The organism is Phaeobacter sp. JH20_37, from assembly GCF_048056015.1.
Lineage (GTDB): Bacteria > Pseudomonadota > Alphaproteobacteria > Rhodobacterales > Rhodobacteraceae > Phaeobacter > Phaeobacter bryozoorum.
Window position 1 is genome coordinate 334,434 of sequence record NZ_JAYMWW010000015.1, and the last position, 25,283, is coordinate 359,716.

The 25,283-nt window shown below is 60.0% G+C and carries 24 protein-coding genes; 9 read left to right on the plus strand and 15 right to left on the minus strand.

The annotated features are described in order from the left end of the window. Nucleotides 1–54: 54 nt before the first annotated feature. Nucleotides 55–1,578, minus strand: coding sequence for a DUF2125 domain-containing protein (locus VWZ87_RS14615; RefSeq protein WP_416534458.1), 1,524 nt, complete (start codon nt 1,576–1,578; stop codon nt 55–57). A 132-nt stretch (nt 1,579–1,710) separates the two neighbouring features. On the opposite strand from VWZ87_RS14615, the gene VWZ87_RS14620 reads away from it, so the two are divergent. Then, the gene (locus VWZ87_RS14620; RefSeq protein ID WP_416534459.1) at nt 1,711–2,460 is read left to right on the plus strand and encodes an SDR family oxidoreductase; all 750 of its coding nucleotides are present in this window, start codon (nt 1,711–1,713) and stop codon (nt 2,458–2,460) included. Further along, nucleotides 2,457–3,074 (plus strand): enoyl-CoA hydratase/isomerase family protein, encoded by a 618-nt coding sequence (locus VWZ87_RS14625; RefSeq protein WP_416534460.1) that lies wholly within the window; start codon nt 2,457–2,459, stop codon nt 3,072–3,074. Before VWZ87_RS14620 ends, VWZ87_RS14625 begins: the two co-directional genes overlap by 4 nt. A gap of 11 nt (nt 3,075–3,085) precedes the next feature. Here the strand turns inward: VWZ87_RS14625 and VWZ87_RS14630 are convergent, their stop codons facing one another. Beyond that, nucleotides 3,086–3,394 (minus strand): HNH endonuclease, encoded by a 309-nt coding sequence (locus VWZ87_RS14630; protein WP_416534461.1) that lies wholly within the window; start codon nt 3,392–3,394, stop codon nt 3,086–3,088. A gap of 90 nt (nt 3,395–3,484) precedes the next feature. Here VWZ87_RS14630 and VWZ87_RS14635 point away from each other — a divergent pair, with 90 nt between their 5' ends. Then, the gene (locus tag VWZ87_RS14635; protein ID WP_416534462.1) at nt 3,485–4,708 is read left to right on the plus strand and encodes a TIGR03862 family flavoprotein; all 1,224 of its coding nucleotides are present in this window, start codon (nt 3,485–3,487) and stop codon (nt 4,706–4,708) included. On the opposite strand, the gene VWZ87_RS14640 is transcribed toward VWZ87_RS14635, so the two are convergent. The 5 genes from VWZ87_RS14640 to VWZ87_RS14660 form a co-directional block, all read right to left on the minus strand. Continuing rightward, nucleotides 4,681–5,271 (minus strand): glutathione S-transferase family protein, encoded by a 591-nt coding sequence (locus tag VWZ87_RS14640; protein WP_416534463.1) that lies wholly within the window; start codon nt 5,269–5,271, stop codon nt 4,681–4,683. The two genes, VWZ87_RS14635 and VWZ87_RS14640, sit on opposite strands and share 28 nt — an antisense overlap. Nucleotides 5,272–5,390: 119 nt before the next feature. After that, nucleotides 5,391–6,419: a DNA polymerase III subunit delta gene (holA, locus tag VWZ87_RS14645; RefSeq protein ID WP_340546941.1), complete on the minus strand. Its 1,029-nt coding sequence runs from the start codon at nt 6,417–6,419 to the stop codon at nt 5,391–5,393. Further along, a complete protein-coding gene (lptE, locus tag VWZ87_RS14650; protein ID WP_340546940.1) occupies nt 6,416–6,958 on the minus strand; it encodes an LPS assembly lipoprotein LptE in 543 nt (180 codons plus the stop codon). Before lptE ends, holA begins: the two co-directional genes overlap by 4 nt. Further along, nucleotides 6,945–9,518 carry a leucine--tRNA ligase gene (gene leuS / locus VWZ87_RS14655; protein WP_340546939.1) on the minus strand — a complete coding sequence of 858 codons (2,574 nt, stop codon included), beginning with the start codon at nt 9,516–9,518 and terminating at the stop codon, nt 6,945–6,947. Before leuS ends, lptE begins: the two co-directional genes overlap by 14 nt. Nucleotides 9,519–9,623: 105 nt before the next feature. Further along, nucleotides 9,624–10,112, minus strand: a complete 489-nt coding sequence (locus tag VWZ87_RS14660) for a DUF3576 domain-containing protein (protein ID WP_340546938.1) — start codon at nt 10,110–10,112, stop codon at nt 9,624–9,626. Between the two features lie 280 nt (nt 10,113–10,392). Between VWZ87_RS14660 and VWZ87_RS14665 the strand changes: the two genes are divergently transcribed. Together VWZ87_RS14665 and VWZ87_RS14670 are read left to right on the plus strand one after the other, a co-directional pair. Continuing rightward, nucleotides 10,393–11,337: a porin gene (locus tag VWZ87_RS14665; RefSeq protein WP_340546937.1), complete on the plus strand. Its 945-nt coding sequence runs from the start codon at nt 10,393–10,395 to the stop codon at nt 11,335–11,337. 112 nt (nt 11,338–11,449) lie between these two features. Then, a complete protein-coding gene (locus VWZ87_RS14670) occupies nt 11,450–12,106 on the plus strand; it encodes a YggS family pyridoxal phosphate-dependent enzyme (RefSeq protein WP_416534464.1) in 657 nt (218 codons plus the stop codon). A 19-nt stretch (nt 12,107–12,125) separates the two neighbouring features. On the opposite strand, the gene VWZ87_RS14675 is transcribed toward VWZ87_RS14670, so the two are convergent. Together VWZ87_RS14675 and ribA are read right to left on the minus strand one after the other, a co-directional pair. Then, entirely contained in the window at nt 12,126–12,617 is a 492-nt protein-coding gene (locus VWZ87_RS14675) for a L,D-transpeptidase family protein (protein WP_416534506.1), read from the minus strand. A gap of 35 nt (nt 12,618–12,652) precedes the next feature. Then, nucleotides 12,653–13,741: a GTP cyclohydrolase II gene (gene ribA / locus VWZ87_RS14680; RefSeq protein WP_416534465.1), complete on the minus strand. Its 1,089-nt coding sequence runs from the start codon at nt 13,739–13,741 to the stop codon at nt 12,653–12,655. A 194-nt stretch (nt 13,742–13,935) separates the two neighbouring features. Here ribA and VWZ87_RS14685 point away from each other — a divergent pair, with 194 nt between their 5' ends. The 3 genes from VWZ87_RS14685 (at nt 13,936) to VWZ87_RS14695 (ending at nt 16,409) form a co-directional block, all read left to right on the plus strand. Next, on the plus strand, nt 13,936–14,622 hold the full coding sequence (locus VWZ87_RS14685; protein WP_340546934.1) for a response regulator transcription factor: 687 nt from the start codon (nt 13,936–13,938) through the stop codon (nt 14,620–14,622). A gap of 283 nt (nt 14,623–14,905) precedes the next feature. Next, nucleotides 14,906–15,694, plus strand: coding sequence for an exodeoxyribonuclease III (locus VWZ87_RS14690; RefSeq protein ID WP_340546933.1), 789 nt, complete (start codon nt 14,906–14,908; stop codon nt 15,692–15,694). A 127-nt stretch (nt 15,695–15,821) separates the two neighbouring features. Further along, on the plus strand, nt 15,822–16,409 hold the full coding sequence (locus VWZ87_RS14695; RefSeq protein ID WP_340546932.1) for a transglycosylase SLT domain-containing protein: 588 nt from the start codon (nt 15,822–15,824) through the stop codon (nt 16,407–16,409). 77 nt (nt 16,410–16,486) lie between these two features. Here VWZ87_RS14695 and VWZ87_RS14700 read toward each other — a convergent pair whose 3' ends face one another. The 4 genes from VWZ87_RS14700 to VWZ87_RS14715 form a co-directional block, all read right to left on the minus strand. After that, nucleotides 16,487–17,074 carry a LolA family protein gene (locus tag VWZ87_RS14700; RefSeq protein ID WP_340546931.1) on the minus strand — a complete coding sequence of 196 codons (588 nt, stop codon included), beginning with the start codon at nt 17,072–17,074 and terminating at the stop codon, nt 16,487–16,489. Nucleotides 17,075–17,141: 67 nt separating this feature from the next. After that, nucleotides 17,142–20,276, minus strand: coding sequence for a DNA translocase FtsK (locus VWZ87_RS14705; protein ID WP_416534466.1), 3,135 nt, complete (start codon nt 20,274–20,276; stop codon nt 17,142–17,144). A 115-nt stretch (nt 20,277–20,391) separates the two neighbouring features. Further along, the gene (locus VWZ87_RS14710) at nt 20,392–21,570 is read right to left on the minus strand and encodes an aminotransferase class I/II-fold pyridoxal phosphate-dependent enzyme (protein WP_416534467.1); all 1,179 of its coding nucleotides are present in this window, start codon (nt 21,568–21,570) and stop codon (nt 20,392–20,394) included. A gap of 108 nt (nt 21,571–21,678) precedes the next feature. Then, on the minus strand, nt 21,679–23,007 hold the full coding sequence (locus tag VWZ87_RS14715) for an amidase (RefSeq protein ID WP_416534468.1): 1,329 nt from the start codon (nt 23,005–23,007) through the stop codon (nt 21,679–21,681). An 89-nt stretch (nt 23,008–23,096) separates the two neighbouring features. On the opposite strand from VWZ87_RS14715, the gene VWZ87_RS14720 reads away from it, so the two are divergent. After that, on the plus strand, nt 23,097–24,323 hold the full coding sequence (locus VWZ87_RS14720) for an FAD-dependent monooxygenase (protein WP_416534469.1): 1,227 nt from the start codon (nt 23,097–23,099) through the stop codon (nt 24,321–24,323). A 97-nt stretch (nt 24,324–24,420) separates the two neighbouring features. Here the strand turns inward: VWZ87_RS14720 and VWZ87_RS14725 are convergent, their stop codons facing one another. Further along, complete coding sequence (locus tag VWZ87_RS14725) at nt 24,421–24,627, minus strand: Trm112 family protein (protein WP_340546926.1); 207 nt, start codon at nt 24,625–24,627, stop codon at nt 24,421–24,423. Beyond that, nucleotides 24,624–25,265 carry an LON peptidase substrate-binding domain-containing protein gene (locus VWZ87_RS14730; protein ID WP_416534470.1) on the minus strand — a complete coding sequence of 214 codons (642 nt, stop codon included), beginning with the start codon at nt 25,263–25,265 and terminating at the stop codon, nt 24,624–24,626. Before VWZ87_RS14730 ends, VWZ87_RS14725 begins: the two co-directional genes overlap by 4 nt. Between the last annotated feature and the right edge of the window lie 18 nt (nt 25,266–25,283).

Here is a 25,283-nt window from a genome sequence, read left to right on the forward strand (position 1 = left end):
AAAAAAGGGGCCGCAATTTGCGGCCCCGATCATCCAGTCAGTCAGGTGCTGTGGTTACTTGATGCGCTGGCCGTTGGCCTTGATCTGACCATCCTCTGACACTTCGATCTTGGAGGTCAGCGTGTCCTCGCCATCGCCGGGAACCGCCAGCATGCCCATCATCATGCGCGCGCCCATGGCGTCGCTGTCCGAAACCAGACCCATTCCGATCAGCTTGTCCAGCAGCGTGTTGGCGCCCGTCAGCGTCAGGTTTGCCTCACCAGAAGGTGCCGGCATGCCGTCGAAGCTTTCCAGATCGTCATTGTTGAAGGCAAAATCCCCGGTGCCGGTCAGTTTTGCGCCTGCTACGGAGACTTCGAGCGCATTGACGGTCAGCGCGTGCAGCTCACCCGGCGCCTGTTCGCCGTTTTCCACCTCAGCCATGGCTTTCGGGTCAAAGAAATCGAAGGCCAGTTTTGCCTTGCCTGCCAGATCCAGTGCAACGGTTGCGGGATCGTGAGGCAGGGCACCGGTGGGATCCACCATACCCCAGAGCATTTCCGGCACGTCAAAGTCGCGCAGCAACACACCGAGGGCGAAATCCTGCTCTTCGTCGGATTGAGCAATCGGCATGGTCAGTTTGAAGGCGGCTTCGGCCATGGACAGCGCCAGCGGGAACGGCAGGTCCGAGCTGGTGATATTGGTTTCGGTGCGGTTCTGTTTGACGTCATAGGTCAATCCGTCGAGACCCATGCTGAAGCCAATTGCTCCGCCTTCGGAGTTGCTATCCAGCGCAAAGGTATCGGTACCATCCTGGCCGCTGATTGCGCTGTTGCCACTTACAAAGTCAAATCTACCTTCAGCGTTGAAGCCACCGCGCAGCAGTGCCGCCATATCGTTGGTTTCCAGCCCTTCGGGAACAATTGTCGTGCCCGCGAAGCGCACACCCTGCATCGTCCCTTTGAAAGAGCCGCCATCGTTGGTTTCAGGCACCTTGATCGTCGCGTCAAAGTTCAGCGATTCACTGGTCATTGTCTGGTTGTAGGCGCGGACGTCAGAGTTGGTCATGACCGTTTTTGTCACAACATCCGCCAGCGTCATGGTCAGCTGTACGGTTTCGGCAGCGATGTCTTCGTCCGGGATCTTCAGATCCGTCAGCGAGATTTTCATCAAGCTGCTGGCATAATCATAGGTCATCTCATCCGTGTCGCCGGAAACCAGCATCGGGCTGCCGTCGTGGGTGTAAACAATGGTCCCGCTGGCGACACCCTCTGGGCCGTCCATTTTGAACATCATCGGCATGTCTGCGGGCAGCATGATATTGACTGTGCCATCACCGTTTTCGACGAACTTGATGTCGGGGAGGGTCAGCGTGCCGCTGGTGTTTTCCTCCATGATTGGCATGGCCATCGAGATGTCAGAGACGGTCAGCGTATCGCCGGACATAGTCTCGGTGCCATTCACCGTATAACCGGTGGCCGTCATGTAGGACTTCCAGTCCGACCAGACATCTTTTGCCGTTACATCTGCCAGGGCCGCCTGCGCAGAAAACGCCATAACAATCGCAACACCGCTGCTGCGGGCGAGGAAAACGGACATAAGTATACCTTTCGTGGTCTATTTTGCGCCATGGTTGGCCGGAGGAGGTGCCGGGTCAAGGGGGCATCCCACTGGACCGTTCCCCCTAACCAGTCTACCACATTTCAAAACAGGGATTTGGAGATTAATAGTATGGAGATCAAGGGCAAGACAGTTGTGATAACCGGCGCGAGCCGGGGTATCGGTGCCGATACGGCCCGTGTGTTTGCCGCTGCCGGGGCCAATGTGGCCTTGCTGGCAAGGAGTGAAGACAGCCTCGCCGAGCTGGCAAAAGAGATCGGCGGAAAGGTGCTGACCTTCGCCTGTGACGTGGCCGACTACCAGGCTGTAGCGGCCGCTGTCGCGCAAACCGAGGCGCAGTTTGGGCGGATTGATATACTGATCAACAATGCCGGTGTGGTCGATCCGATTGCCCGTCTTGAAGCGGCCGATCCTGGCGGCTGGGCCCGGCTGATCGACATCAATGTGAATGGCGTATTCAACGGAATGCGTGCGGTCCTGCCGGGGATGAAAGCAGCGGGTGGTGGAACAGTCCTGACCGTCAGCTCGGGTGCTGCGCATAACCCGGTGGAAGGCTGGAGTGCCTATTGCGCCTCCAAGGCGGCTGCCGCGATGCTGACCCGGTCCCTGCATCATGAAGAAGCGGCAAATGGCATTCGCGCCATGGGGCTGTCTCCGGGCACCGTAGCAACGGAAATGCAGCGGGTGATCAAGGCCAGCGGCGTCAATCCAGTCAGCCGGTTGGATTGGTCAGATCATATTCCGGCCGAGTGGCCGGCACGGGCTCTGCTGTGGATGTGCAGCGCGGCGGCGGACGATCTGGTCGGAACCGAAATCTCGTTGCGTGATGAGGGCATCCGCAAGCAGGTCGGCCTGATATGATCGACCTCGACATCGGAGAGGACGGTCTTTGGACGGTCACCTTGAACCGGCCGGACAAGGCCAACGCATTGACCGTTCAAATGCTGGAGCAGCTCTGCGATATCGCGGCCCGCGCGCAGGGCGCGCGTGGGCTGATCATCACGGGGGCTGGCCGTGTTTTCAGCGCCGGTGCGGATCTGGATGCGGCGCGGGCCGGTCTCGCCACATCGCCATTGTGGGAGCAGCTGTCGGGAGCCATTGCCGACCTTCCCTGTCTTACCATTACGGCGTTGAACGGCACTTTGGCGGGCGGGGCAAATGGGATGGCACTGGCCTGCGATCTGCGAATCGCCGTGCCAACTGCGAAGGTGTTTTACCCGGTCATGAAGCTTGGCTACCGCCCGCAACCCTCTGACGCGCGGCGCATGTCGGCGTTGATCGGTCCGGCGCGCACGAAGCTGATCCTGGCCGCTGGACAGAAGATCTCCGCCGAGGAGGCGCAGCAGTTTGGGTTGATAGACCGGATCGTGCAGCCTGAGGACTTGATGGAGACAGCCCGTGACCTGATGGCGGATAGCCTCGCCGCCGAGATGGATATGGCGCAGGCGATCCTGTCCGATTGCACACGGGTCTAAACGCCGCCTTGTCAGCGTTTCCGCCGTCCTTCCGGTACCCGCGACTGAAAGGACGGCGGGCGTTTTTGCACCCAGGCGATGAATTTTGCCAGCCGGGGATGTTGGCGCAGGGCTTCGACCGTATGGAAGGACCGCGCCAGTTCCGCTTCGCTGAGTGCCGAATGGATTTCCTTGTGGCAGATGTGATGCAGCAAAACCGTTGGTCCGCCCTTACCGCCCTTCAGCTTCGGGATCAGGTGATGCAGGCTTTGTGCGACCTCTCTTGGGATCGGGCGGTGGCACAGCGGGCATATTGGATCGGCGTCGGCAGACGGTGACATTGGCGCAGTCTCTGAGTATGGCTGGTTCAACCGTAGGACATGCGCCTGTGTCGGTCATCGGCAAGGGCAAGCGCGCAAGGAACCGTCTATTTGGGACAGGAACTGGAAAACTGGGACGCCGTGATCATCGGTGCTGGACCTGCGGGTTTGCGGGCTGCCGAAGAGCTCGGGGCAGCTGGTCACCGGACGCTTATAGTCGATGCCAAACCCTCGGTTGCCCGAAAATTCCTGATGGCCGGAAAATCGGGCCTCAACCTGACGAAAGACGAACCACGTTCGATGCTGCTCAGCCACTATGGCGCGGGGGCGGACTGGCTGGCGCCGATGATCGCGGAATGTGATGCGGCAGAGGTGATGGATTGGGCGACGGGGTTGGGCACCACCTTGTTCACGGGCACCACAGGACGGGTTTTCCCCAGCGAAATGAAAGCCTCTCCGCTGCTGCGGGCGTGGCTGGCCCGGTTGGACGGATACGGGGTGGAGCGCCGCACCCGCTGGCGCTGGCTGGGGTGGCAAGGTGACGCTCTGCAGTTCGACACACCGGACGGCCTGCGGCAGGTCACGGCCGGGGCGACAGTTCTGGCCATGGGGGGCGCCAGCTGGGCACGACTGGGATCCGACGGCCGCTGGGCAGAGACACTGGCCGCCGACGCTGTGCCGCTTGCACCCTTCCAGCCCGCCAATGCCGGGCTCTTGATCCCTTGGTCAGATCACATGGCCCAGCATTTTGGCGCACCACTAAAGGGTATCGCATTATGCGCCGGTGCGGTTCGCACCCGTGGTGAGGCGGTGATCTCCCGGCAAGGGCTCGAAGGGGGAGGGGTCTATACGGTCTGCGCCGCTGTGCGCGAGGGCGCAGCGCTGCATATGGATCTGCTGCCCGATCTGTCGCTGGATCAGGTCATCGCACGTCTGACCCGCCCGCGCGGCAAATCCAGTTTGTCGACCCATCTGCGCAAGGTACTGAAACTGACACCGCCGCGTCTGGCGGTGATGCAGGAATTCGCGCGGCCATTACCAGCGGAGCCCGAGACGCTGGCCCGGCTGGTGAAGGCTGTGCCGATCCGCCATGCCGGGCTGAGGCCGATGGATGAGGCGATTTCCACCGCTGGCGGTGTTCAGGCCCGGGCTGTTGATTCAGGATTGATGTTGCATGCGCGTTCCGGCGTGTTCTGCGCCGGGGAAATGCTCGACTGGGAAGCCCCAACGGGAGGGTATCTGCTGACCGCCTGCCTGGCGACAGGGCGTTGGGCGGGGCGGTCAGCCGTTGACTATCTGGCCGGTAGTTACGCTACCGATGCTGCTACCGCCTGAAAGGCGGGACGTGCGCGCATGCGCTTGCTATAGGCCAGAAGGAGTTCGCTCTCGATTGGGAACTTGGCGCTATAGGCCCAGTTCAGGCAATGGGTGCAGATGATGTCAGGTATGGTGAACTCCTCGCCCATCAGAAATGGACCAGCCATCATGTTTTCAAGCCGCGCGAGATTGCGGGAAAATTCCCACTTCAGACTGTCTTTGACCTCGGGCACTCGTTTGTCTTCGGGCAGAATGAAACTGTGGCGCGCCCCGGTCCACAGCAAAGCGTCCAGCTCGTCCAGAAGAAGATGTGTCATTGCATCCTGCTTTGCCCGCGCAATCGTGCCGGCAGGGGCGGTCAATTGCCCGTGCTTGTCCGCCAGATAGGTAATGATCGCTGTCGAATCGGTGATCACATCGTCTCCGTCCTTGAACACAGGGACCTTGCCGGAGGCGTTGAGGGCCAGAACCTCCTCGCTTTGCGGAGAGGACGGGTTCAGCTCATAGGGCTGGCCCATTTCCTCAAGCGCCCAAAGCACGCGGTAACTGCGGGTCAGCTGTTTGCCGATAACGGTGTACATTTCGAGATCTCCCTGCGGTTTCTGTCCGAAACGGAACCGGGTTCCGGCTGTGGGGTCAAGCCATTCTCAAGCAGCCGTGATCTGGACGCAGCGTCTGGACCCGCCCGACAGCCAAGGGCTCACCCGACGCGGCTGAGACGCGCCAGTTGGATCAAGGCGCGTTCCATCAACGCAAGAGCCGGTGCGGTCTGTCCGGCTGAGCGCAGCTGTAGATCGGTATCGGTCAGCAGGGTCAGCGCAGTTTCAAGTTTGAAAGCGCCCCAGCTCTGGGCCTGTCGCAGAAGCCGGTCGCGACGTTTTCCGTAGGCCGGCGGCCGCAAGCGCCCGATGCCCTGTGCTGGACCTCCGGGATCGGAGGCAATTGTGTAGAGGGTCCGAAAATGCCGGGTCGCGCCAATGCAAAGCGTTACGGCGTTGGTGCCCTGTGCCTGCAGACGACCCATGAGCGGGCCAATTTCGGCACCGCGCCCCTCTGCCACGATATTGAGCATATCATCGACTGCAGCTTCGGTGGATTGCGGCGCGATCGCCTGAATGTCTTCGAGCGTCAGCTGCGTGCTGTCCTCGTATTTGTAGAGTGCAAGTTTCTCAACCATGCGGGAGAAATCACCGGGTCCAATATCATTCGCGATATCGACCAGCGCAGACATACTGTCCACAGGGACGTCACGGATCCGGGCTTCGATCAGGATACGTTCGATTTCGCTGCGTGATGGCGGATCATCATAGATCCCCGTGGCATAGGCGTTCCGGTGATTTTCAAAAGCCTTGCGCAGCTTGGACGTTGCCTTCAATTGTCCGGCCGTCACCACAATCTGCGCGTCGCCCGGCTGCCAGGCCTCAAGCGCTGCGATAATAGCTGGTGCTGCGGTGTCATTGGCTTCTTCGACAAATACCGCGCGGATGCCGGGAAAGAACCCTACGGCCTTGACCGCATCCATCAACAGGGCTGCGTCCTTGCGCAGATCCGCAGCCGACATCCGCGTCAGACGCATCTCTTCTTCTGCGGTTGGTCCCAGGAGTGCCGCCAGCATCTGCTGTCGCTTCAACGACACCCGCATGGCGTCGGGGCCGTAGATCAACAGGCCTGTCTTCGCCGGATCCGGTTTGGCGAAATATCCGTCCGCCTCGCGCGGGCTCAGTTTCATTTGGAAGCAGCCGGGGTCTGGCTCCCGCCGGTCTGGCCGAGATCAGCCGTGCTCAGCAGATCAGTCGTGATCTGATCCGCGAGGATCATCATGAGCCGCCGGTGAGCATCACGCTCACCGGCAAGAGTTTCAACAGTGGTTCCGGTTGCGGAATAGCCGGTGAAATTCTCCACGTCACCACTTGCGACGATGGTGCCGTCGGACTGCCGGGTCAGCACATAGGCTGCCTGCCCGACGATGGAATAGCGGGTGATTTCATTGTCGGCGGTGATCGCCTGACCTTCGCTTCGGGTGCGCAGTTTCAGGTCCAGTGCATAATCTGCACCAGATCCGCGTCCCAACCGGCTTTCGAGATTCTGGACCAGGAAATAGGCGTCGGTATCATCCGTAGCGCCCAGCGTTTCCGGGGCTTGCACCCTTACCGCGCCATAAAGCACGGATCCGCTGCCACCGGGCGCGTAAACCGGAGTGAAACCGCAGGCCGCCACCAACAAAGAAGCGGCCAATGCGATGAGGTATTTTGGCCTACGCCACGACATTCACAATCCGACCCGGCACGACAATCACCTTCTTTGGAGCGGCGCCATTCAGCGCCTTTTGCACAGCTTCATGCGCGAGGGCGATTTTTTCAACCTCATCCTTGCCGAGGTCCTTGGCAACGGTGATTTCACCGCGGCGTTTGCCGTTGACCTGAATCGGCAGGGTGACGCTGTCTTCCACCAGCATCGATTCATCCGCAACCGGCCAAGGGGCAGTTGCGCACAGGCCTTCGCCCCCCTGATGGTTCCAGATGTCCTCAGCCAGATGCGGCGTCATCGGAGACATCAGCTGGGCCAGTGTCATGATCGCCTGCTTCTGCGCGGCAGCCCCGGCCTTGGATTTGGCAAGGGTGTTGGTGAAGCTATAGAGCTTCGCAATCGCCGCATTGAAACCAAAGGTTTCGATGCTGAGGGTAACATCGCGGATTGCCTTATGCATATCGCGCAGCAGCTCATCGTCGCCCTCACCGCCAGCGCTCGGGTCCATCTCGCCGATGCGATCGCAGAGATTCCAGACGCGGTTCAGGTGCTTATGCGCGGCTTCTGCACCAGAGGCCGTCCATTCCACATCTCGTTCAGGCGGTGAGTCGGAGAGTACAAACCAGCGTGCGGTATCCGCCCCATAAGACGAGATGATGTGCAGCGGATCGACGACGTTGTTTTTGGATTTCGACATCTTGGCCGAGGGGATGACCTTGACCGTTTCGCCGGTTTCCTTGACCACAACCGCACCGTCGCGCTCCTCGACCTCTTCCGGGTAGTGGTAGATCGGGCGGTCATTCTCAGTGCGGCGTTCCGCGTTTTCATAGATTGCATGTGTCACCATGCCTTGAGTGAACAGCGCGTCAAAGGGTTCCTTTGCCTTCTCGGGCAGGTGACCGCAGATCTGCATGGCACGGGCAAAGAAGCGCGAATAAAGCAGATGCAGAATCGCGTGCTCGACGCCGCCGATATACTGATCGACGTTCATCCAGTAGTTGGCATCCTCCATCCGAGTCGGTGTTTCGGCGTCGGGCGCGGTGAAACGGGCGAAATACCACGACGAATCAACGAAGGTATCCATTGTGTCGGTTTCGCGCTGCGCAGGCTTGCCACAGGCAGGGCAGGCACAGTTGCGCCAGCTGGGATGACGATCCAGCGGGTTGCCGGGGATCGAGAAGTCAATCGCCTTGCCGTCTTCGTCATAGGGCAGCGCGATGGGCAGGTTTTCCTTCTTCTCCGGTACCACGCCGCAGTCCGGGCAATGTACCACGGGAATCGGGCAACCCCAGTAGCGCTGGCGCGACAGACCCCAGTCGCGCAGGCGGAATTTGGTGACACCTGCACCCCAGCCTTCGCGTTCGGCCTTGTCAACGGCGGCATTTACGGCCTCTTCACCAGTTTGCTCATCCGCACCGGCGAAGCCTTTGACATAGCGAACCTTCTCGGCCTTGGTCGGGACATAGGCCTCGGTCAAGGGGCTGTCATCTTCAGGGTTCTGGAACACCGGAATGATGGGTAGGCTGTATTTGGTCGCGAATTCGAAATCGCGCTGGTCATGTGCAGGGCAGGCAAAGATCGCGCCGGTGCCGTAGTCCATCAGAATGAAGTTCGCGATCCAGACCGGCAGCTCCCAGTTCGGATCCAGCGGATGCTTCACGCGAATGCCGGTGTCATAGCCCAGCTTCTCGGCGGTCTCGATGGCCTCTTCGGTCGTGCCCCCCTTGCGGCATTCGGCGACAAAGGCGGCGACTTCTTCCGAGTCGGCTTCCAGGGCCTTGGCAATCGGGTGATCGGGAGAGATGCCCACGAAGGATGCGCCGTTCAGCGTATCGGGGCGGGTTGTGTAAACCTCGATCGGATCGCCGCCATCGCTGCGGGTAAAGCTGAACTGAAGGCCGCGGGATTTTCCGATCCAGTTCTCCTGCATCAGACGCACCTTGGCGGGCCAGTTTTCCAAAGTGTCCAGCGCGGTCAGCAGCTCATCCGAATAATCGGAGATCTTGAAGAACCACTGCGTCAGCTCGCGGCGCTCGACCAAGGCGCCGGAGCGCCAGCCTCGGCCGCCTTCGACCTGCTCGTTCGCCAATACGGTCATGTCGACCGGATCCCAGTTCACCACGGCATTTTTGCGGTAGACCAAACCTTTTTCGAGGAAATCGAGGAACAGAGCCTGCTGCTGGCCATAGTAGGATTCGTCGCAAGTGGCGAACATCCGCGACCAATCCAGCGACAGGCCCAGCGGTTTCATCTGTTCGACCATCGTGTCGATATTCGCGTAGGTCCAGTCCTTGGGGTGACCGCCGCTGGCCATCGCGGCGTTTTCAGCGGGCATACCAAAGGCATCAAACCCCATCGGGTGCAGTACGTTATGGCCGGTCGACAGTTTGTAGCGCGCGATCACATCGCCCATGGTGTAATTGCGCACGTGCCCCATGTGCAGTTTGCCCGATGGATAGGGGAACATCTCCAAGACGTAATACTTCGGTTTGTCAGCCGAGCGTTTCGCCTGAAAGATCCCGGCTTTTTCCCATGCGTCCTGCCAACGCGCTTCGATTTCCGGGGCAACATAACGGGGCATCAGAGCTGTCCTTCGTAGATAAAAACGCCAGGTTTGGGGCCTGGCGCTTGTGATAGTGATGTTTGCCCGCCTGTTCCAGAGGGCAGAAGAGGGGGATGCGCCGGGTTAAAGCTTGCGGTCGGCGATGCGCAGCTGGCGGGCCCGAGAGAGAATCGCATCCTCGATCGCGCGTGCTGTACTGGCGCTGACTGGGCCGTTGCGGGTCTGAAGCGACACGTTTAGCGAGCGGGCATCCAGTGCGGGATCCTTGATATGAACCGTTGCACGATAGGCGCGCCCGCCACCCGGGGGAGTACCGTAACCTGTGACGATCACACCGGTGTAGGGTTCGACGGTTTGCAGCGGCAGGAAGTCCAGCACATCCAGCGTTGCGGTCCAGAGGTAACGGTTCACCTGAACAATCTGTTCGGCCTTCGTGGGTTTGAAGGCATCCCAGATTGTCGTGCCTTCTATGTTCTCCGGGTTCCGCGGGTTGCCGCCAATGACGTTTTCATTATAGGCCGACGGGCCGCCGCGGTTCTTGCCGCCGAATGCGCCACAGCTGGCGGTGACAGCCAGAAGCGAGATGAGTCCAAGTTTCGTGAGCCAGCGCATGATGGGCAAGATCCGTTGCTATTCCGGTTGCGGACTAGTCCTAGCCAAGCGATAGGGCGGCAACAAGCCTATTCTTTAATAGACTCTCTCTGTGCGAAGCCGTTGATGCCGCTCGGGTTAAGATACTGTGACATGGTTGCATCAACTTCGGGCCGAAAGGATTTGCCGCCTGCGCCCAAGCTTGCGTAACGACCCCAAAAAGAGCGAAACGGAGGGCGTACTCAGACTTGTGCCACTCAGCGCCTGTTTGAGCTTGGACATTTAAACCCGAGGGAAAAACATGAAAAAGATTCTCTTCGCTTCGACTGCGCTGGTCGCCACCGCTGGTGTTGCAGCAGCAGACGTTTCGTTCGGTGGCTACGGCCGCTTTGGTATCGGCTACGTTGAAGATCGTACCGTTGGTGGCACTTCCGACACCGTGATCGTCAGCCGTTTCCGCATGAACATCGATGGCTCCGCTGAAACCGACGCAGGCGTGAAGTTCTCCGCTCGCGTTCGTATGCAGGCTGACGAAGATGCAGCTTCCGGCGAAGCAAACGCAGCTGGCCTGAACGGCGCGCGTTTCTCGGTTGAGTACGGCGGTTTGCGTGTTGACGTAGGTAACGTTGCTGGCGCAATCGACAACCTGCCCAACTACTACGGCAACGAGCCGGGCCTGGAAAACTTCGTTGGTCAGTACTCCGGCGTTAACTACGACTTCGTTGGTTACTCCTCCGGTGGCGCAGGCGTGAACGGCGTTTACGCTCGTTACGCAGTTGGTGACTTCGCTGTTGCTGCGTCCTACGACCAGGCGGCAAACGGTGGCGACGGCGACCGTTTCGACATCCACGCTGCTTACACCTTCGGCAACATCACTGCCGCTCTGGCATACGGTGAAACCGACAACGGCGCAGCAGACGACGACGACATCGTTGTTCTGTCGCTGGGCGGCACCTGGGGCGCATTCTCCGGCACCCTGCTGGTTGGTGATGAATCCATCGCGGGCAACGTTGCTCAGTCCGACACCTTCTACGGTATCTCTGCTGCTTACGACGTAAGCTCCGCAACTACCCTGACCTTCGCTTACGGCGACGGTTCCGGCGACGGCGACACCCGCAACGTTGGTCTGGGCGTGATCCACGACCTGGGCGGCGGTGTCTCCCTGCGCGGTGGTATCGGCGAGAGCAAAGTGGGCAGCGCCGACGGCCAGATGCGTGCCGACTTCGGTGCTCAGTTCAGCTTCTAAGCTGACCTGAACCACTACGGTTCTTGGGGCGGGCTCTTACGAGCTCGCCCTTTTCTTTTGTGCAGAAACTGTGTTTTTCTGCGGCAACATCTGACCATAGTGAGACTGCCCCATGTCGCTTCAGGAGATCCAATCCCGCATTCATACCGCCGAAGAAAAAGCTGGCCGCCCTCGAGGGTCGGTGCAGCTGATCGCGGTATCCAAGGTTCAACCCAACGACAGGGTCGCGGCGGTTCTGGAAGAGGGGCATCGCTGTTTTGGCGAGAATCGTGTGCAGGAAGCCGCCGGAAAATGGCCGGACTTCGCGACGCGCTACTCGGAACTGGATCTGCACCTGATTGGCCCGCTGCAAACCAACAAGGCGCGGCAGGCGATGGATCTGTTTCAGAACATTCATACTGTTGACCGCGCGAAACTGGCCAAGACCATCGCGCGGCTGGCGCAGGAACTGGGCCATTGTCCAAAGCTGTTCGTCCAGGTCAACACCGGCGAGGAGCCGCAGAAAGCCGGGATCCCTCCGGGTGAAGCAGATGCCTTCATTCGCGAATGTCAGGATATGGATCTGCCCCTCGAAGGTCTGATGTGTATTCCGCCCGCAGCTGAGGAACCGAGCATTCATTTTGCTCTTCTCCGCAAGATCGCAGAGAGAAATGGCCTAACGGGCCTGTCGATGGGCATGAGTGGTGATTTTGAAACTGCTGTTGCGTTAGGCGCGACCCATGTGCGTGTTGGATCGGCCATCTTCGGTGCGCGCGCTTACGAGCTCTGATAGCCTGCGCGGCAACGTCTCAGCGCGCCAGCGGTGGCACCACAAGGCGTGTACCGGGCAGAACCAGTTTGGCCAGCCAGTGTAAATCCTGACGCGAAAAAGCGATGCAGCCCTCGGTCGGGAAGCCGGGGCGCCGCCACTGATGCAGGAAGATTGCCGACCCACGGCCGGGCTCGGCAACCGGCCAGTTCCAATCCGTGACCAGGACCAGATCATACAACGGGTCAGCACGTCTGAGGGCTTCATGGCTGTCGGAGTATGGCGCGCGGACGTGTTGGTTGTAATCCTCGGCGTCGGAAGCGTCGGACCACAGGTCGCCGGGCCCGATCGGCTCAGCCCAATCGGTTGGTGGTGCCATTCGGTCCGGTCGATAGAGCATACCGACGACAAGATGGCAGCCGATTGGCGTTGCACCATCGCCCTCGACCTTGTTCGGACTCAGCCCACCGCGCCCGATTGAACAGGGCAGGGTGCGTCCAGCAAAGCGCAGGCCCCTTGGGGTGAGCAGCATATCGGTTGACCGCAGGTTACGCGGGATGCCCGATCTCATAGCATGTGGCCGGATTTGGCGGCTTTTGTTGCGAGATATTCGCGGTTGAACGCGGTCTCCCCGACCTTCAGCGGTACCCGTTCGGTGACTGTGATGCCGGTTTTTTCCATCATGGAAATCTTGTTGGGGTTGTTGGTCAGCAGTCTCACCGAAGAAAAGCCCAGCTCCTTCAGGATTGCGGAGCCTAGGCGAAAATCTCTCTCATCATCTTCGAACCCAAGGCGATGATTGGCCTCAACCGTGTCAAACCCCTGATCTTGCAGGGAATATGCGCGCATTTTATTAGCAAGGCCAATGCCGCGCCCCTCCTGGTTGAGGTAGAGCAGTACGCCCTGTCCTTCGGCGCCCATCTGGTTCAGCGCTCCATGCAGCTGGGGGCCGCAATCGCATTTGAGCGAGCCAAGAACATCGCCTGTGAAACACGCGGAATGCAGTCGGGCAAGGACTGGAAGGCTACGGTCAGGTTTGCCGATTTCGATGGCATAATGTTCTTCCGCGCCATCTTCCGGGCGAAAGATGTGCAGCCGCCCGGCTTCGGCCGCAGCGATTGGAAGACGAGCCGCGGCGACGGGATGAAGCGGCGAACTTTCGACCATCAGCGGTGCAACTGCGGCGAGCGGCAGGGTTGTCAGCCCATAGCTCTGGGCGAATTGTGCGGGATGTTGCAGGGGGCAAACCACCGCGGCAGGCAACAGGCGGGCCGATTTGGCCAAGGCAATGGCCAACCGGTGCAGCTCTGCATTGCCTCCGCGACCGCTTTGCAGCGGGCCCTTCATCGGTGTGCTCAGATCGTCAGCGGGGTCGGCAACGGCCTGAAGCCAAGACAGATCCGCTGAATTTGGAACGCTGATGCGGGCAACATCGCCATCATAGGCACGGGCCTTCAGAGTACTCGCCCGCCGGGCTGTCACGGCCAATGTCAGTGGGCCAAGCGTGCGCAGGCTCGCCAGTCGGGTGCTGTCCAATGGTTCAACCGCGACGGCCAATACCGCCTGATCGGGCGTGGTCAGGACGACCGGCAAGCCCATACGCAGGTCCACCCGCGCGCGGGCCAGTAGGTCGATCATCGTGGGCATCAGACTCATGCGGAAATCCTGTGGGTCATTGACGTCTTGGGGCGCGGCACCGCTGCGGTGAACAGTATTTAAGTAGTCATAAACGATGGAAAAGTGAAACAATTCCCGCCCCATGGACACGTCGGCGTGAAACTCTTGCAGCATAACTTGTGATCGGGCGGCGGACTGCGCATCTGTTGTGCACGGCACAGGAGGACAAGGTTATGGCCCAACTGAAGAAAATTCTGCTTGTAGACGATGATGAAGATCTGCGCGAAGCCCTGAGCGAGCAGCTGGTTATGACCGAAGACTTCGACGTGTTCGAAGCCGAGAACGGTCAGACAGCTATGGAGCGCGCAAAAGAGGCGCTTTATGACCTGATCATCCTGGATGTTGGCCTCCCCGATACCGATGGCCGCGAACTCTGCCGCCTGATGCGCAAACAAGGTGTGAAAGCACCGATTCTGATGCTGACCGGGCATGACAGCGATGCGGATACGATCCTCGGGCTGGATGCCGGGGCGAATGACTATGTTACCAAACCGTTCAAGTTTCCGGTCCTGCTGGCCCGGATCCGCGCGCAGCTGCGCCAGCATGAACAATCCGAAGATGCCGTATTTGCACTTGGTCCATATACGTTCAAACCGGCGATGAAACTGCTTCTGACCGAGGACGATCGCAAGATCCGCCTCACCGAGAAGGAAACCAACATCCTGAAATTCCTGTACCGCTCTAACGAGGGGGTTGTGCAACGCGATGTGCTGCTGCACGAGGTCTGGGGCTACAATGCTGGGGTTACAACCCATACGCTGGAAACCCATATCTACCGACTTCGCCAAAAAATTGAACCAGATCCGTCAAATGCACGTATACTAGTCACAGAGTCGGGTGGCTACAAACTGGCCATCTGACACCTCAGCGCCACAGAATCGCCCGGACTGGGAGGTATGGTGGTCATTGAGACAAGTGCGACGGCACTGACGAGAGATCCCGTGCATGTCCGGGTAATGACATGTTCCTCCCTGTTGGACTGCCGGGCCTAGTGCCCGGCTTTTTTTCGTTCATAGCAGCGCGAATGATGAAGATACGGCGATGATTTCGCCGTTTTCCCGATGCCATTTGTGCACTGGTATCACCGCGCCAGAGCGGGCAGTATCCGGCCAACAGCACAGACATTTGAGAAAGAGGCGCGCGATGTCGTTTACCCTAGCCACCTGGAATATCAATTCGGTTCGCCTGCGGGAGCCGATTGTCTGCAAGCTGTTGGCAGAGGAGGGGCCGGATGTACTCTGCCTGCAGGAGTGTAAGAGCCCGGTCGACAAGATTCCCTTGGAGCAATTTGCCGAGCTGGGCTACGGCCATATGATCGCCCGCGGCCAGAAGGGTTACAACGGCGTCGCAATTCTCTCCCGGCTGCCGATCGAGGATGTCGGTGACAAGGATTTTGCCGGTCTTGGCCATGCCCGCCACATCGCGGGCCGTCTCGAAAATGGCGTTACCATCCATAACTTTTATGTCCCCGCTGGCGGCGATGTGCCTGACCGCGAGGTCAATGAGAAATTCGGCCAGAAGCTCGACTATCTTACTGATATGCGGGATTGGTTTCACTCTGAGCGGCCGGAGAAATCCATCCTTGTCGGAGACCTCAATATCGCGCCGCGCGAAGATGACGTCTGGGATCACAAGAAGCTGCTGAAAGTGGTGAGCCACACTCCGATTGAGGTCGAACATTTCGCCGATGTCATGGAGGCCGGTGGCTGGTCGGATGTCACCCGCAATGATATCCCGGATGGGCGGCTCTACAGCTGGTGGAGCTACCGTGCCAAGGATTGGGATGCGGCGGACAAGGGGCGCCGACTGGACCATGTCTGGGCCAGCTCCGACATCAAAAACTCCTCCCATTCCAGTCGGGTAATGCGGGATGCGCGTGGATGGGAGAAACCAAGTGACCATGCGCCTGTCTTCGCGACATTTGACCTCTGACCGCCGATGATCGGTGGCGCTGGTCCGGGACAGGTTGCCGGCGCCACGGAATAGTGATTTTCACGCCGCTCGTGATTAGCTACACTGCCGCCAAAATACGCCCAGTGATTTACAAGAGGCAGAGGCAATGAGCAGAATCATAGGCGCCATGATCCTATTGCTGATCGTGGCATCCTGCGGAGGTGGCGGTGGCTCACCGCCGCGCAATCTCGACAATGCGTGCAGCATCATCAAGCAACGGCCCGAGTATCTGAAGGCGTTCCGCGCCACAGAGAAGCGCTGGGGCGTTCCCATGCATGTGCAGATGGCCATCATCCATCAGGAAAGCCGTTTCCGGTCCGACGCGCGCACACCGCACCGCTTTGCGCTAGGGGTGATCCCGATGGGGCGGCAGTCCAGCGCTTATGGCTACAGTCAGGCGCTCGATGGCACCTGGGACGATTATCGCAAATCTGCCGGCCGCCGCGGCGCCAAGCGCAACCGGATCAAGGACGCCACCGATTTCATGGGCTGGTATATGAACCAGACGCGGGACCGCAACGGTGTGTCGCTCTATGATGCGCGCAACCAGTACCTAGCCTACCATGATGGACATACCGGTTTCGCCCGCGGAACCTACCGATCCAAACCATGGCTGCTGCGGGTTGCTGCCAAGGTGCAGGCGCGGGCTGAGATGTATCAGACACAGCTTGCCACCTGTCGCCGCGCACGCTGACCGTTGCGATCATTACGACAAGAGACCCCCCGTCCGATTGTTCGGGCGGGGGGTCTCATGTCTGACGTCGCCGCTCTTTAGCGCGACGGGGCTGAACTGGTGTTGAATAGTTTGGAGGACAGCTTGACCCCGGTTTGCAGCCCGCCAAGGATCACCGTGGTCTTGCCGCCGGAACCATCGTGGATCACCCATTTCCGCAGCTCAACCGGGTTGTCGGTGAACATCATTTCGATACTGCCATATTCCGGGTTTTTAGGATCCTGCGCGCGGATAATCGTGGAGGTGCCATCGAAGCCGTGACCCACCACCATATTGGCACGGCCCAGGTTCACGTTGCGGGCCAGGATCAGCGAAAGTGGCGTCCGGTTGAGTGGATAGGTCTCGGGCGGCTGGTTTGACTTCGGATCCTGAATCAGAACAGCGCCCGCGCCTGCAACCACAACCCCCTTGTTGGGCGGATCATATTCGAACCGCATCCGTCCGGGCCGGTGCATATAAAGCTTGCCGGTGGAGAGGCTACCATCGTCATTAATCTGGCTGAACGGGGCTGTCGCAGTAGAGATCCCGTTCAAATATTGCGAAACGTCGTTCAGGCTCAGTTTCTCGGCTGCCCATGCAGCCGGGGCACAGAGCGTCAGCGCTAGGGCGTAGGCAAGTTGTTTCATGGTTTCTAAATAGGGAGACATTGGCAAATGTGAAGAGGCGGGACCAATTGGCCCCGCCGTGAAACGACTATTGCTCGGGAACCAGAATTTCCCTTTTTCCGACGTGGTTTGCAGGAGAGACGAGCCCTTCTTCCTCCATCTGCTCAACAAGACGTGCTGCCTTGTTGTAGCCGATGGCCAGTTTTCGCTGGATATAGGAGGTCGAGCATTTGCGATCCTTGATGACGATCTGTACCGCCGTATCGTATAGCGCGTCCTCGGTATCGGTATTGCCACCGGTAGAGAGACCCAGCACCGCATCAATATTGTCGGCCTTATCGTCATCCGGGCCGTCAAGCACATTGCCGATATATTCGGGCGGTCCGAATTGCTTGAGGTGGTTGACCACCTCTTCGACTTCTTCATCTGACACAAACGGGCCGTGGCAGCGGGTTATCTTCGCGCCGCCCGCCATATAGAGCATGTCGCCCATACCCAGCAGCTGCTCGGCGCCCATTTCGCCGAGAATGGTCCGACTGTCGACCTTGGAGGTCACCTGGAACGAAATCCGCGTCGGGAAATTCGCCTTGATCGTACCGGTGATCACGTCAACCGAGGGCCGTTGCGTGGCCATGATTAGGTGAATGCCCGATGCCCTGGCCATCTGCGCCAGACGCTGGATGCAGGCCTCGATCTCCTTCCCCGCAACCATCATCAGGTCGGCCATCTCATCGACGATGACCACGATATAGGGCAACGCCTCGGGCGCGAATTCTTCGGTTTCAAAGACCGGTTCGCCCGTGTCGTCGTCAAATCCGGTTTGCACGGTGCGGCTGAACATCTCGCCTTTGTTAAGCGCTTCTTTCACCCGGCCATTGTAGCCCGCAATATTCCGCACGCCCATTTTCGACATCTTGCGATAGCGATCTTCCATTTCGCCGACTACCCATTTCAGGGCGACGACGGCCTTTTTCGGATCTGTCACCACAGGCGAGAGAAGATGCGGAATGCCATCATAGACGGAGAGTTCCAGCATCTTCGGGTCGATCATGATCAGACGGCATTCTTCGGGCGTCAGCTTGTACAGCAGCGACAGGATCATGGTGTTGATCGCCACCGATTTACCCGAGCCGGTGGTCCCTGCGATCAGCAGGTGAGGCATTTTCGCAAGGTTGGCGACCATGCTGTCACCGCCAATATCCTTGCCAAGCGCCAGTGGCAGCGCATGGGTGCCGTCGCCAAAATCGCGTGACGCAAGAATTTCGCGAAGGACAACTTTTTCACGCTTGTCGTTGGGCAGTTCGATACCGATCACGGTGCGACCCGGCACGGTAGAGACCCGCGCGGACAGTGCGGACATGGAGCGTGCGATATCATCGGCCAGACCGATCACGCGGCTGGCCTTGAGACCCGGTGCCGGCTCCAGTTCATACATGGTGACAACGGGACCGGGGCGCACCGAGACGATGTCACCCTTGACGCCATAGTCATCCAATACCGATTCCAGCATTCGCGCGTTTTCTTCCAGCGCCTCGTCACTCAGGTGGTGGCGTTCGATCTGTGCCGGGCTGGTCAGCAGCGAGAGCGGCGGCAATTCGAAATCACTGCTGGCATCTTCAAAGGCCAAGGGGGGCTGTGCTTCGGCCTTTGCGCGGGCCGATGGCTGCGGCGGCTTGCGGACTGGCTGTTCCACAACAGCCCGACGTGGCTCTGCCACCGGAAGTGTCACAGGGGGCGTTACGGGCGGGGCGACCGTCGCCGCTGCCGCATGAGATGCGGCAGCGCTTTTTGCGGTACGGCGCAGAACCTGCGCACCGCTGGCGTCTGGGGTCGGAGCGCTTGGCAGCCCTTCGGAGGCGACATGGTCGACGAACCCAGCGGACGCCGGATGCTCATATGCAGCACTATTGTACCCCGGGTGCGGCTCAGCATCGGGGGAATATCCGACCTCTGGTGCGGGTGGAACAGGCGGGACCGTTCCCATCGCCGCCTCCATAGCGTCCATCGACGCACCGGTCAGCGGTGGTTCGGGCGGCAGACCTTCGACGTTGTGATTAGGGTTGAAAATCAGGGGTTCCGGTCGACGTCCACGGCCCTTGGTCAGCGGGAAATCCACTTCGGGTGCCACATCAGCAGCGCGGCGCACGCGTACGGCACTGGCAATTTTTTCGGCGATCCGCTCATCGCCGGGAAGGGTGTCCAGATCCGCTGCCCTGCTCGCCTCACTCAGGACGGGTTCAACAAGTTCCGGTTCGGGCATCACTGGTTCGGCCCGGCGGATGAGGTTCGGCACACGGGCAAACAGGCCAGTCTTTTCCTTGACCGGTTCGGGCTCATCTTCGTGGCGCATCTCAAATGCCGGTTCTACCCGGCCATAAGGGGCGGCTGCCGGCCCAAGCACCGGAGCACCAAGCGGCGGCGCTGCTGTGGGCCCGTCGTCGAACTCCAACGGCTCGAACATCTGCGGGTCGGTTTCGGTGCTGTCGACGACATCTGCCATCGCGACCGCTGCTGCTGTACGTTCGGCGCGGCGGCTTCGATAGTTGAGCGCTGCCTGCATGCCGCTTGCTGCGCCCCGGCCAAGGACACCGGCGATCGCACCGTAGATCAGAATGAGACCGACCAATACGAACCGCAGACCACGGGTGACTTCAGCGCGGGTAAAGCCGAGAACGGTGGCGCCCAAGCCCAACATTCCAAGCGCGGTGAGGAGTGAGAGGAATTTGACCAGAAAGATCAGCCCAACTGGCAGCAGGGCCAACAGCATCCCCAGAAAGGTATATCCGATCATACCGCCGAGACCGAAGGTATGCGCCGATTTCCAGGCGTCGGATGGGACCAGCGTTTCCAGATGCAAGGAGACCAGCAGCAGCCAGGGCAGCGACAGTAGCAGCGGCCACAGGAACCGGTCTTCGCCGCGATGCAAGATGCAGCGTCCACCCCAGACGGTCAGGAAGAGCGCGATCGCCCAGCTGGCCTTGCCAAAGAGCGTGATCAGAATGAAGGCCAGCGATGCCCCGGTGCGACCCAGCATATTTTGCACCGGGGCGTCAGTCGACACCATCCAGTTCGGATCATCCGCCGAATAGCTGCCGATCATCAGGGCAACCATCAGGCCGAGGCCAATCAGCAGTGCGCCAATCAGTTCCTTGCCACGCTTCTCGATGGCCGCCTGCATGTTACTGTCCAGCAATGGATCGCGGCTGCGCGTCTGAAATGCCATGCCTACCTCGTTTCATCTTGTCCGTCGGGGCGTCCCGCTTCTTATGCGCGGGTTTGGGCCCCATGACTTTTTTATTTTGGCGCCGCTCGTTGAAAGGGGCGCATCGAATGGGTCATCAGTAGAGGCAGTTGCGCAATTTGCGCAGGGCTACCTCGGTCTGATCTGCGGGGGCGACCAGTGCCACCCGAATATAACCGGCGCCCGGGTTCTTGGTGCCGTTGCCCTGGGCCAGATAAGATCCGGGCAGCACCCGTACGCCGGTGTCCAGCCACAGTTTCAGTGCCGCCGCCTCTCCGTCCTCGACCGGTAGCCAGAGGAAAAAACCTGCCTCAGGTGCCATGTAACCGTCCAGCCCGTCAAAAACCTGATCCGCAATCCGGTATTTTGCCTGATAAAGCGCGCGGTTCTCCACGACATGCGCTTCATCCGCCCAAACTCGGGCTGCAGCGGCCTGTAGCGGTGCGGGCAGCGGGGCGCCGGAATAGGCGCGCAGCTGATGCACCCGCTTTAGCGTTTCCGGTCCGCCGACGATGAGGCCCGAGCGGAGACCAGCAAGATTGGAGCGCTTCGAGAGCGAATTGAACAGCACCACCCGTTCTGGGTCCGCACCCATTTCTTGTGCGACGCTCAGGGCACCGACCGGTGCGCTGTCCCGGTAGATTTCAGAATAGCATTCATCGGCAAAGATGCGGAAATCATACTGCTCGGCCAGTTGGATAAGCTGGGTCCAGTAGTCCCGGCTGGCTACGGCACCCTGCGGGTTGGCGGGCGAACAGATATAGGCGACAGCAGTGCGGTTCAGCACCTCGGGCGGCAGGCTGCTATAATCGGGCAGATGACCCGTCGCAGCCGTCGCGGGTACAAAAACCGGCTCTGCTGCAACCGAGATCGAGGCAACCATGTAGACCTGATAGAAGGGGTTCGGGATCAGCACGACTGGTTTCTGGCCGTTTTTCTGTTCCGGGCAGAGCGCCATCGCTGCATTGTAGAGCCCTTCTCGGGTGCCGTTCAGCGCCATGACCTGTGTCATTGGGTCGACGCTGACATCATAGCGGCGCTTGATCCAGTCGCTGATGGCGCCGCGCAGCTCGGTGCTACCCTCGTTGGGAGGGTAGCTCTGAAAGCCGGCGGCGTTTTCGACGATCACATCCGTCACCCAGGCCGGGAAATCATGTTTGGGTTCGCCAATGGTCATATGCACCACATCGCCGCCCGGCGTGTGATGGTCCAACAGGGCCCGCAGTCGCGGGAACGCGTATGGCGGCAGGTTTGAAAACCGCTCCGGAAAATTCATGTGTTTGGCCTCAGGTCCGGGATCGTTAATGCCCCGTTCACAAACAAACTACAGAGCGGATCCCCCTGCGTCCAGCCGCGCGAAGGTGGGCTTGGCAAAATGTGGCTTTCACGCCAATGCCCGCTCCACAGCTGCGCCGACGCGCAAGAGGGCCTCTTCGCAGTCAGGTTGCCCCAAGATCTGCAAGCCACATGAGGGGGCTCCAGTGGGCAGTGACAGGCCACACAGTCCCATCAGATTGCCAATCCGGGTGTTGCGCAAGGCCATCAGATTTGAATGGATGTAGTAGTCGTGATCGTTCTGAAGCCGTTCGACATCAGGTGGCAGGATCGGAGAGGTCGGGCAGAGCACGCCGTCAAACCCTGCGGTGGCCAGATCCCAGTCCATTCGATACTGCTCCAGCTTGGCCCAGGCGGCGACATAGTCCGGACCGCTGAAACCGGCCCCGGAGCGGAACCGCTCCAGAATCTCGGGAAACATCAGATGTGGTGCTGCCTCGATCACATCTTTCCACAGGCCGTAGGCCTCCGCTGTAAAGAGGATCGCACTGAGCGACATGGCCTCCTTCAGCACAGGAACCTCCAGCGGGACAATATCTGCTCCGGCTGCGCGTAGTTTATTCAGGGCGTCGCTGTAGGCCTCGGCAATCTCAGGGGCCAGATCCTCCTGCGCCACGGTCCGCAGGTCGGCAAAGCGGCGTCCCTCCAAGGTGGTTCCGCGCAGATCGGGGCCATGGGTGCCCTCCAGCATACCTAGATAAAGCGCGGCGTCCTCGACCGATCGTGCCAGAGGGCCGACGGTATCAAACCTGAGGCAAAGCGGGACAACCCCTTCCAGGCTGATCCGGCCGGAAGTCGTCTTTAGTCCGACAAGATCATTCCAGGCCGAGGGAATTCGTACAGATCCCCCTGTATCAGAGCCTATTCCACAGGCCGCCAGACCAAAGGCGACGGAAGCTGCCGCACCGGAGGACGATCCGCCAGGGGCTGCCTGATCGTCATGGATGCAAGGCGGTGTTGCCTTCACCGGATTGAGACCGAGCCCGGAGAAGGCCAGCTCGCTCATATGTGTTTTGCCGAGGCAGACAGCGCCCATTGATGTTGCCGTCTGCAGAACCAGCGCATCGCGTTCGGGGACCCGCTCGGCTAGCAGATTGGACCCGGCTTCGGTTGTGATATCAGCGCTGTCAAAAAGATCCTTCCAGCTGATCGGAACGCCGTCTAGCAGCGACAACCGCTGTCCCTGCGCCGCGCGCAGCTTTGCCGCTTCGGCCTCGGCAAGGGCGCGGTCATGGGTGACGATGGTGTAGATCCGGTCGCGCTTGGGATGGGCGTCAATGGCCTCCAAATAGGTTCTGGTCAAGGCAACCGGGCAGATTTCACCTGCCTCAATGCCACGGCCCAGATCCGCTGCGGTCTGCGTCAGCCATTCTTGCATGTGCGCCTCTCCAAATTGCTCGGGATGAGGCGACGGTAGCGGCACCGCGCCCCATGGACAATCCCAATCGCAGGCGCATATTGCGGGGCATGAAAAACACAACCGACATCCTGATTGTGGGCGGTGGCCTGAATGGTCCGGCCCTGGCATTGGCGCTGGCCCAGACAGGCCACACAGTGACGCTGATCGACGCGCTGCCGCGGGATCTGCGCGACGATGACGGCTTTGATGGGCGCAGCTATGCGCTGGCGCTCGCATCACAGCGGTTGCTGGAGCAGATTGGCGTCTGGTCGCAGGTCGCGGACAAGGCCCAGCCGATGCTGGACATCAAGGTCACCGATGGTCGCGCGGGTCAGGGACCATCGCCGTTCTTCATGCATTTCGATCATGCCGAGATCGAAGATGGTCCTATGGGATACATGATTGAGGATCGCTATCTGCGTCGTGCCCTGCGCCGCGCGATGGAGGCGGATTCGGCAATCACGCTGGTGGATGAGCAGACAGTCGTCGCGCAGCATGTCGACGCCACTGGTGTGACCCTTACGCTGGCCTCTGGTGACGCGCTGCGTGGGGGAATGATCGTCGGGGCGGATGGTCGGCGCAGTGGCACCGCAGCACGCGCAGGTATCAAACGGACCGGCTGGGATTATGGTCAGACGGCGCTGGTTTGCGCCATTCAACACGAGGCGCCGCATAACGGCGTCGCCCATCAATTTTTCATGCCCTCTGGCCCGTTGGCGATTTTGCCGTTGCCGGGCAATCGGTCTTCCATCGTCTGGAGTGAGCGGAGCCGGGTTGCTGAAGCGATCCAGGCCCTGGACGAGGCGGACTACCTTGCGGCGCTGCGCCCCCGATTTGGCGATTTTCTGGGCGAGATCAGCTTGGCCGGTGACCGTTTCATCTACCCTTTGAACCTGACCCTCGCCAATGCGTTTGTGGCTGACCGGCTGGCGCTGGTTGGCGATGCCGCCCATGGGGTCCACCCGATTGCAGGGCAGGGGCTGAATGCAGGGCTTCGCGATGTCGGCGCATTGGCGGAGGTGCTGACGGAGGCAAAGCGCCGGGGCGAAGATATTGCCTCTCCGCTTGTGCTTGCGCGTTATCAACAGTGGCGTCGCTTCGATACCGCCAGTCTGGCGGCAGCTACCGATGCGTTCAACCGGCTGTTTTCCAACGATAACCCGCTACTGCGCTTGGGGCGCGACGTTGGGATGGCCGTGGTTGGCGCCTTTCCGGGGCTGCGCCGCACCTTTATTCGTGAGGCAGCCGGACTGACCGGGGATCTGCCGAGATTGCTTCAAGGGCTGCCGATCTGAAGCTGGCCATGGTGCGGGTGCAAATCAAATTGGCCGGACAAAACTTGCCCGGCCACATCAAGATTTCAGCTTCAATCGCATTGCGGCAGGTATCGGCCTAGTCCAGAACGCGCGCCTCGCCCTCAAGCATGACAGGAATGCCATTGCGGATCGGAAAGGCCAGATTGGCCGCGCGCGATATCAGCTCCTGCGCTGAGGCATCGTATTCAAGGACCGTCTGCGTGCGCGGGCAGACCAGTGCCTCAAGCATCCGGCGGTCAAAGGGCGCCTCACTGGCTCCGGTGGAAGACGGTTCAATGCTCATTGCAGAATTTCCTCATGCGAGCCGCCGCGAAGGGCGAATTCGATCAATGTGATTAGGGTCTCGCGCCTTGTGGCAAGGCAGGGCGCTTCGAGCAAGGCCTGTTTGTCTTCGGGATCGAAATCGAGCATCATCGACAAGGAGTTGATCAGTAGCTCGTCCTCGGCGTCCTTCAGGGCATCCCAATCTGTCGAAAGGTTGCGCGATTCAAAGAAACGTTCGAGCAGCTCTAGAAAGCGGGCGCGGTTGAAATCGTCGTCCGCCTCAACCCGGCCCAGATCGCGATGAAACCCGTCCCAGTCGACATCGCACCGCCGATATGGCGTGAACCCATTGATCTCGGTCTTGATCCGAAACCGTGAGACGCCGGACAAGGTAATCAGATAGCGGCCATCTTCGGTTTCCGAAAACTGCGTCACCCGTCCGGCGCAGCCGATGCTGTGCAGGCTACTGTCGCCGGTTTTCGACGGGAACGGCTGTATCATGCCGATCATCCGGTGTGGCGTCTTGAGCGCATCCTCCAGCATTTGCAGGTAGCGCGGTTCGAATATGTGCAACGGCAATCGCGCCCGGGGCAAGAGCAACGCCCCGGGCAGCGGAAACACCGGCAGAGTGTCGGGCAGATCAGCAACCTGTATCATGCTAGGGACTGTAGCGCT

What these genes read in the sequence shown, in the direction of transcription:
- VWZ87_RS14615 (WP_416534458.1), bottom strand. Translation starts at nt 1,578, where the DNA reads ATGTCCGTTTTCCTCGCCCGCAGCAGCGGTGTTGCGATTGTTATGGCG.
- VWZ87_RS14620 (WP_416534459.1), top strand. Translation starts at nt 1,711, where the DNA reads ATGGAGATCAAGGGCAAGACAGTTGTGATAACCGGCGCGAGCCGGGGT.
- VWZ87_RS14625 (WP_416534460.1), top strand. Translation starts at nt 2,457, where the DNA reads ATGATCGACCTCGACATCGGAGAGGACGGTCTTTGGACGGTCACCTTG.
- VWZ87_RS14630 (WP_416534461.1), bottom strand. Translation starts at nt 3,394, where the DNA reads ATGTCACCGTCTGCCGACGCCGATCCAATATGCCCGCTGTGCCACCGC.
- VWZ87_RS14640 (WP_416534463.1), bottom strand. Translation starts at nt 5,271, where the DNA reads ATGTACACCGTTATCGGCAAACAGCTGACCCGCAGTTACCGCGTGCTT.
- holA (WP_340546941.1), bottom strand. Translation starts at nt 6,419, where the DNA reads ATGAAACTGAGCCCGCGCGAGGCGGACGGATATTTCGCCAAACCGGAT.
- lptE (WP_340546940.1), bottom strand. Translation starts at nt 6,958, where the DNA reads ATGTCGTGGCGTAGGCCAAAATACCTCATCGCATTGGCCGCTTCTTTG.
- leuS (WP_340546939.1), bottom strand. Translation starts at nt 9,518, where the DNA reads ATGCCCCGTTATGTTGCCCCGGAAATCGAAGCGCGTTGGCAGGACGCA.
- VWZ87_RS14660 (WP_340546938.1), bottom strand. Translation starts at nt 10,112, where the DNA reads ATGCGCTGGCTCACGAAACTTGGACTCATCTCGCTTCTGGCTGTCACC.
- VWZ87_RS14665 (WP_340546937.1), top strand. Translation starts at nt 10,393, where the DNA reads ATGAAAAAGATTCTCTTCGCTTCGACTGCGCTGGTCGCCACCGCTGGT.
- VWZ87_RS14670 (WP_416534464.1), top strand. Translation starts at nt 11,450, where the DNA reads ATGTCGCTTCAGGAGATCCAATCCCGCATTCATACCGCCGAAGAAAAA.
- VWZ87_RS14675 (WP_416534506.1), bottom strand. Translation starts at nt 12,617, where the DNA reads ATGCTGCTCACCCCAAGGGGCCTGCGCTTTGCTGGACGCACCCTGCCC.
- ribA (WP_416534465.1), bottom strand. Translation starts at nt 13,741, where the DNA reads ATGAGTCTGATGCCCACGATGATCGACCTACTGGCCCGCGCGCGGGTG.
- VWZ87_RS14685 (WP_340546934.1), top strand. Translation starts at nt 13,936, where the DNA reads ATGGCCCAACTGAAGAAAATTCTGCTTGTAGACGATGATGAAGATCTG.
- VWZ87_RS14690 (WP_340546933.1), top strand. Translation starts at nt 14,906, where the DNA reads ATGTCGTTTACCCTAGCCACCTGGAATATCAATTCGGTTCGCCTGCGG.
- VWZ87_RS14695 (WP_340546932.1), top strand. Translation starts at nt 15,822, where the DNA reads ATGAGCAGAATCATAGGCGCCATGATCCTATTGCTGATCGTGGCATCC.
- VWZ87_RS14700 (WP_340546931.1), bottom strand. Translation starts at nt 17,074, where the DNA reads ATGAAACAACTTGCCTACGCCCTAGCGCTGACGCTCTGTGCCCCGGCT.
- VWZ87_RS14705 (WP_416534466.1), bottom strand. Translation starts at nt 20,276, where the DNA reads ATGGCATTTCAGACGCGCAGCCGCGATCCATTGCTGGACAGTAACATG.
- VWZ87_RS14710 (WP_416534467.1), bottom strand. Translation starts at nt 21,570, where the DNA reads ATGAATTTTCCGGAGCGGTTTTCAAACCTGCCGCCATACGCGTTCCCG.
- VWZ87_RS14715 (WP_416534468.1), bottom strand. Translation starts at nt 23,007, where the DNA reads ATGCAAGAATGGCTGACGCAGACCGCAGCGGATCTGGGCCGTGGCATT.
- VWZ87_RS14720 (WP_416534469.1), top strand. Translation starts at nt 23,097, where the DNA reads ATGAAAAACACAACCGACATCCTGATTGTGGGCGGTGGCCTGAATGGT.
- VWZ87_RS14725 (WP_340546926.1), bottom strand. Translation starts at nt 24,627, where the DNA reads ATGAGCATTGAACCGTCTTCCACCGGAGCCAGTGAGGCGCCCTTTGAC.
- VWZ87_RS14730 (WP_416534470.1), bottom strand. Translation starts at nt 25,265, where the DNA reads ATGATACAGGTTGCTGATCTGCCCGACACTCTGCCGGTGTTTCCGCTG.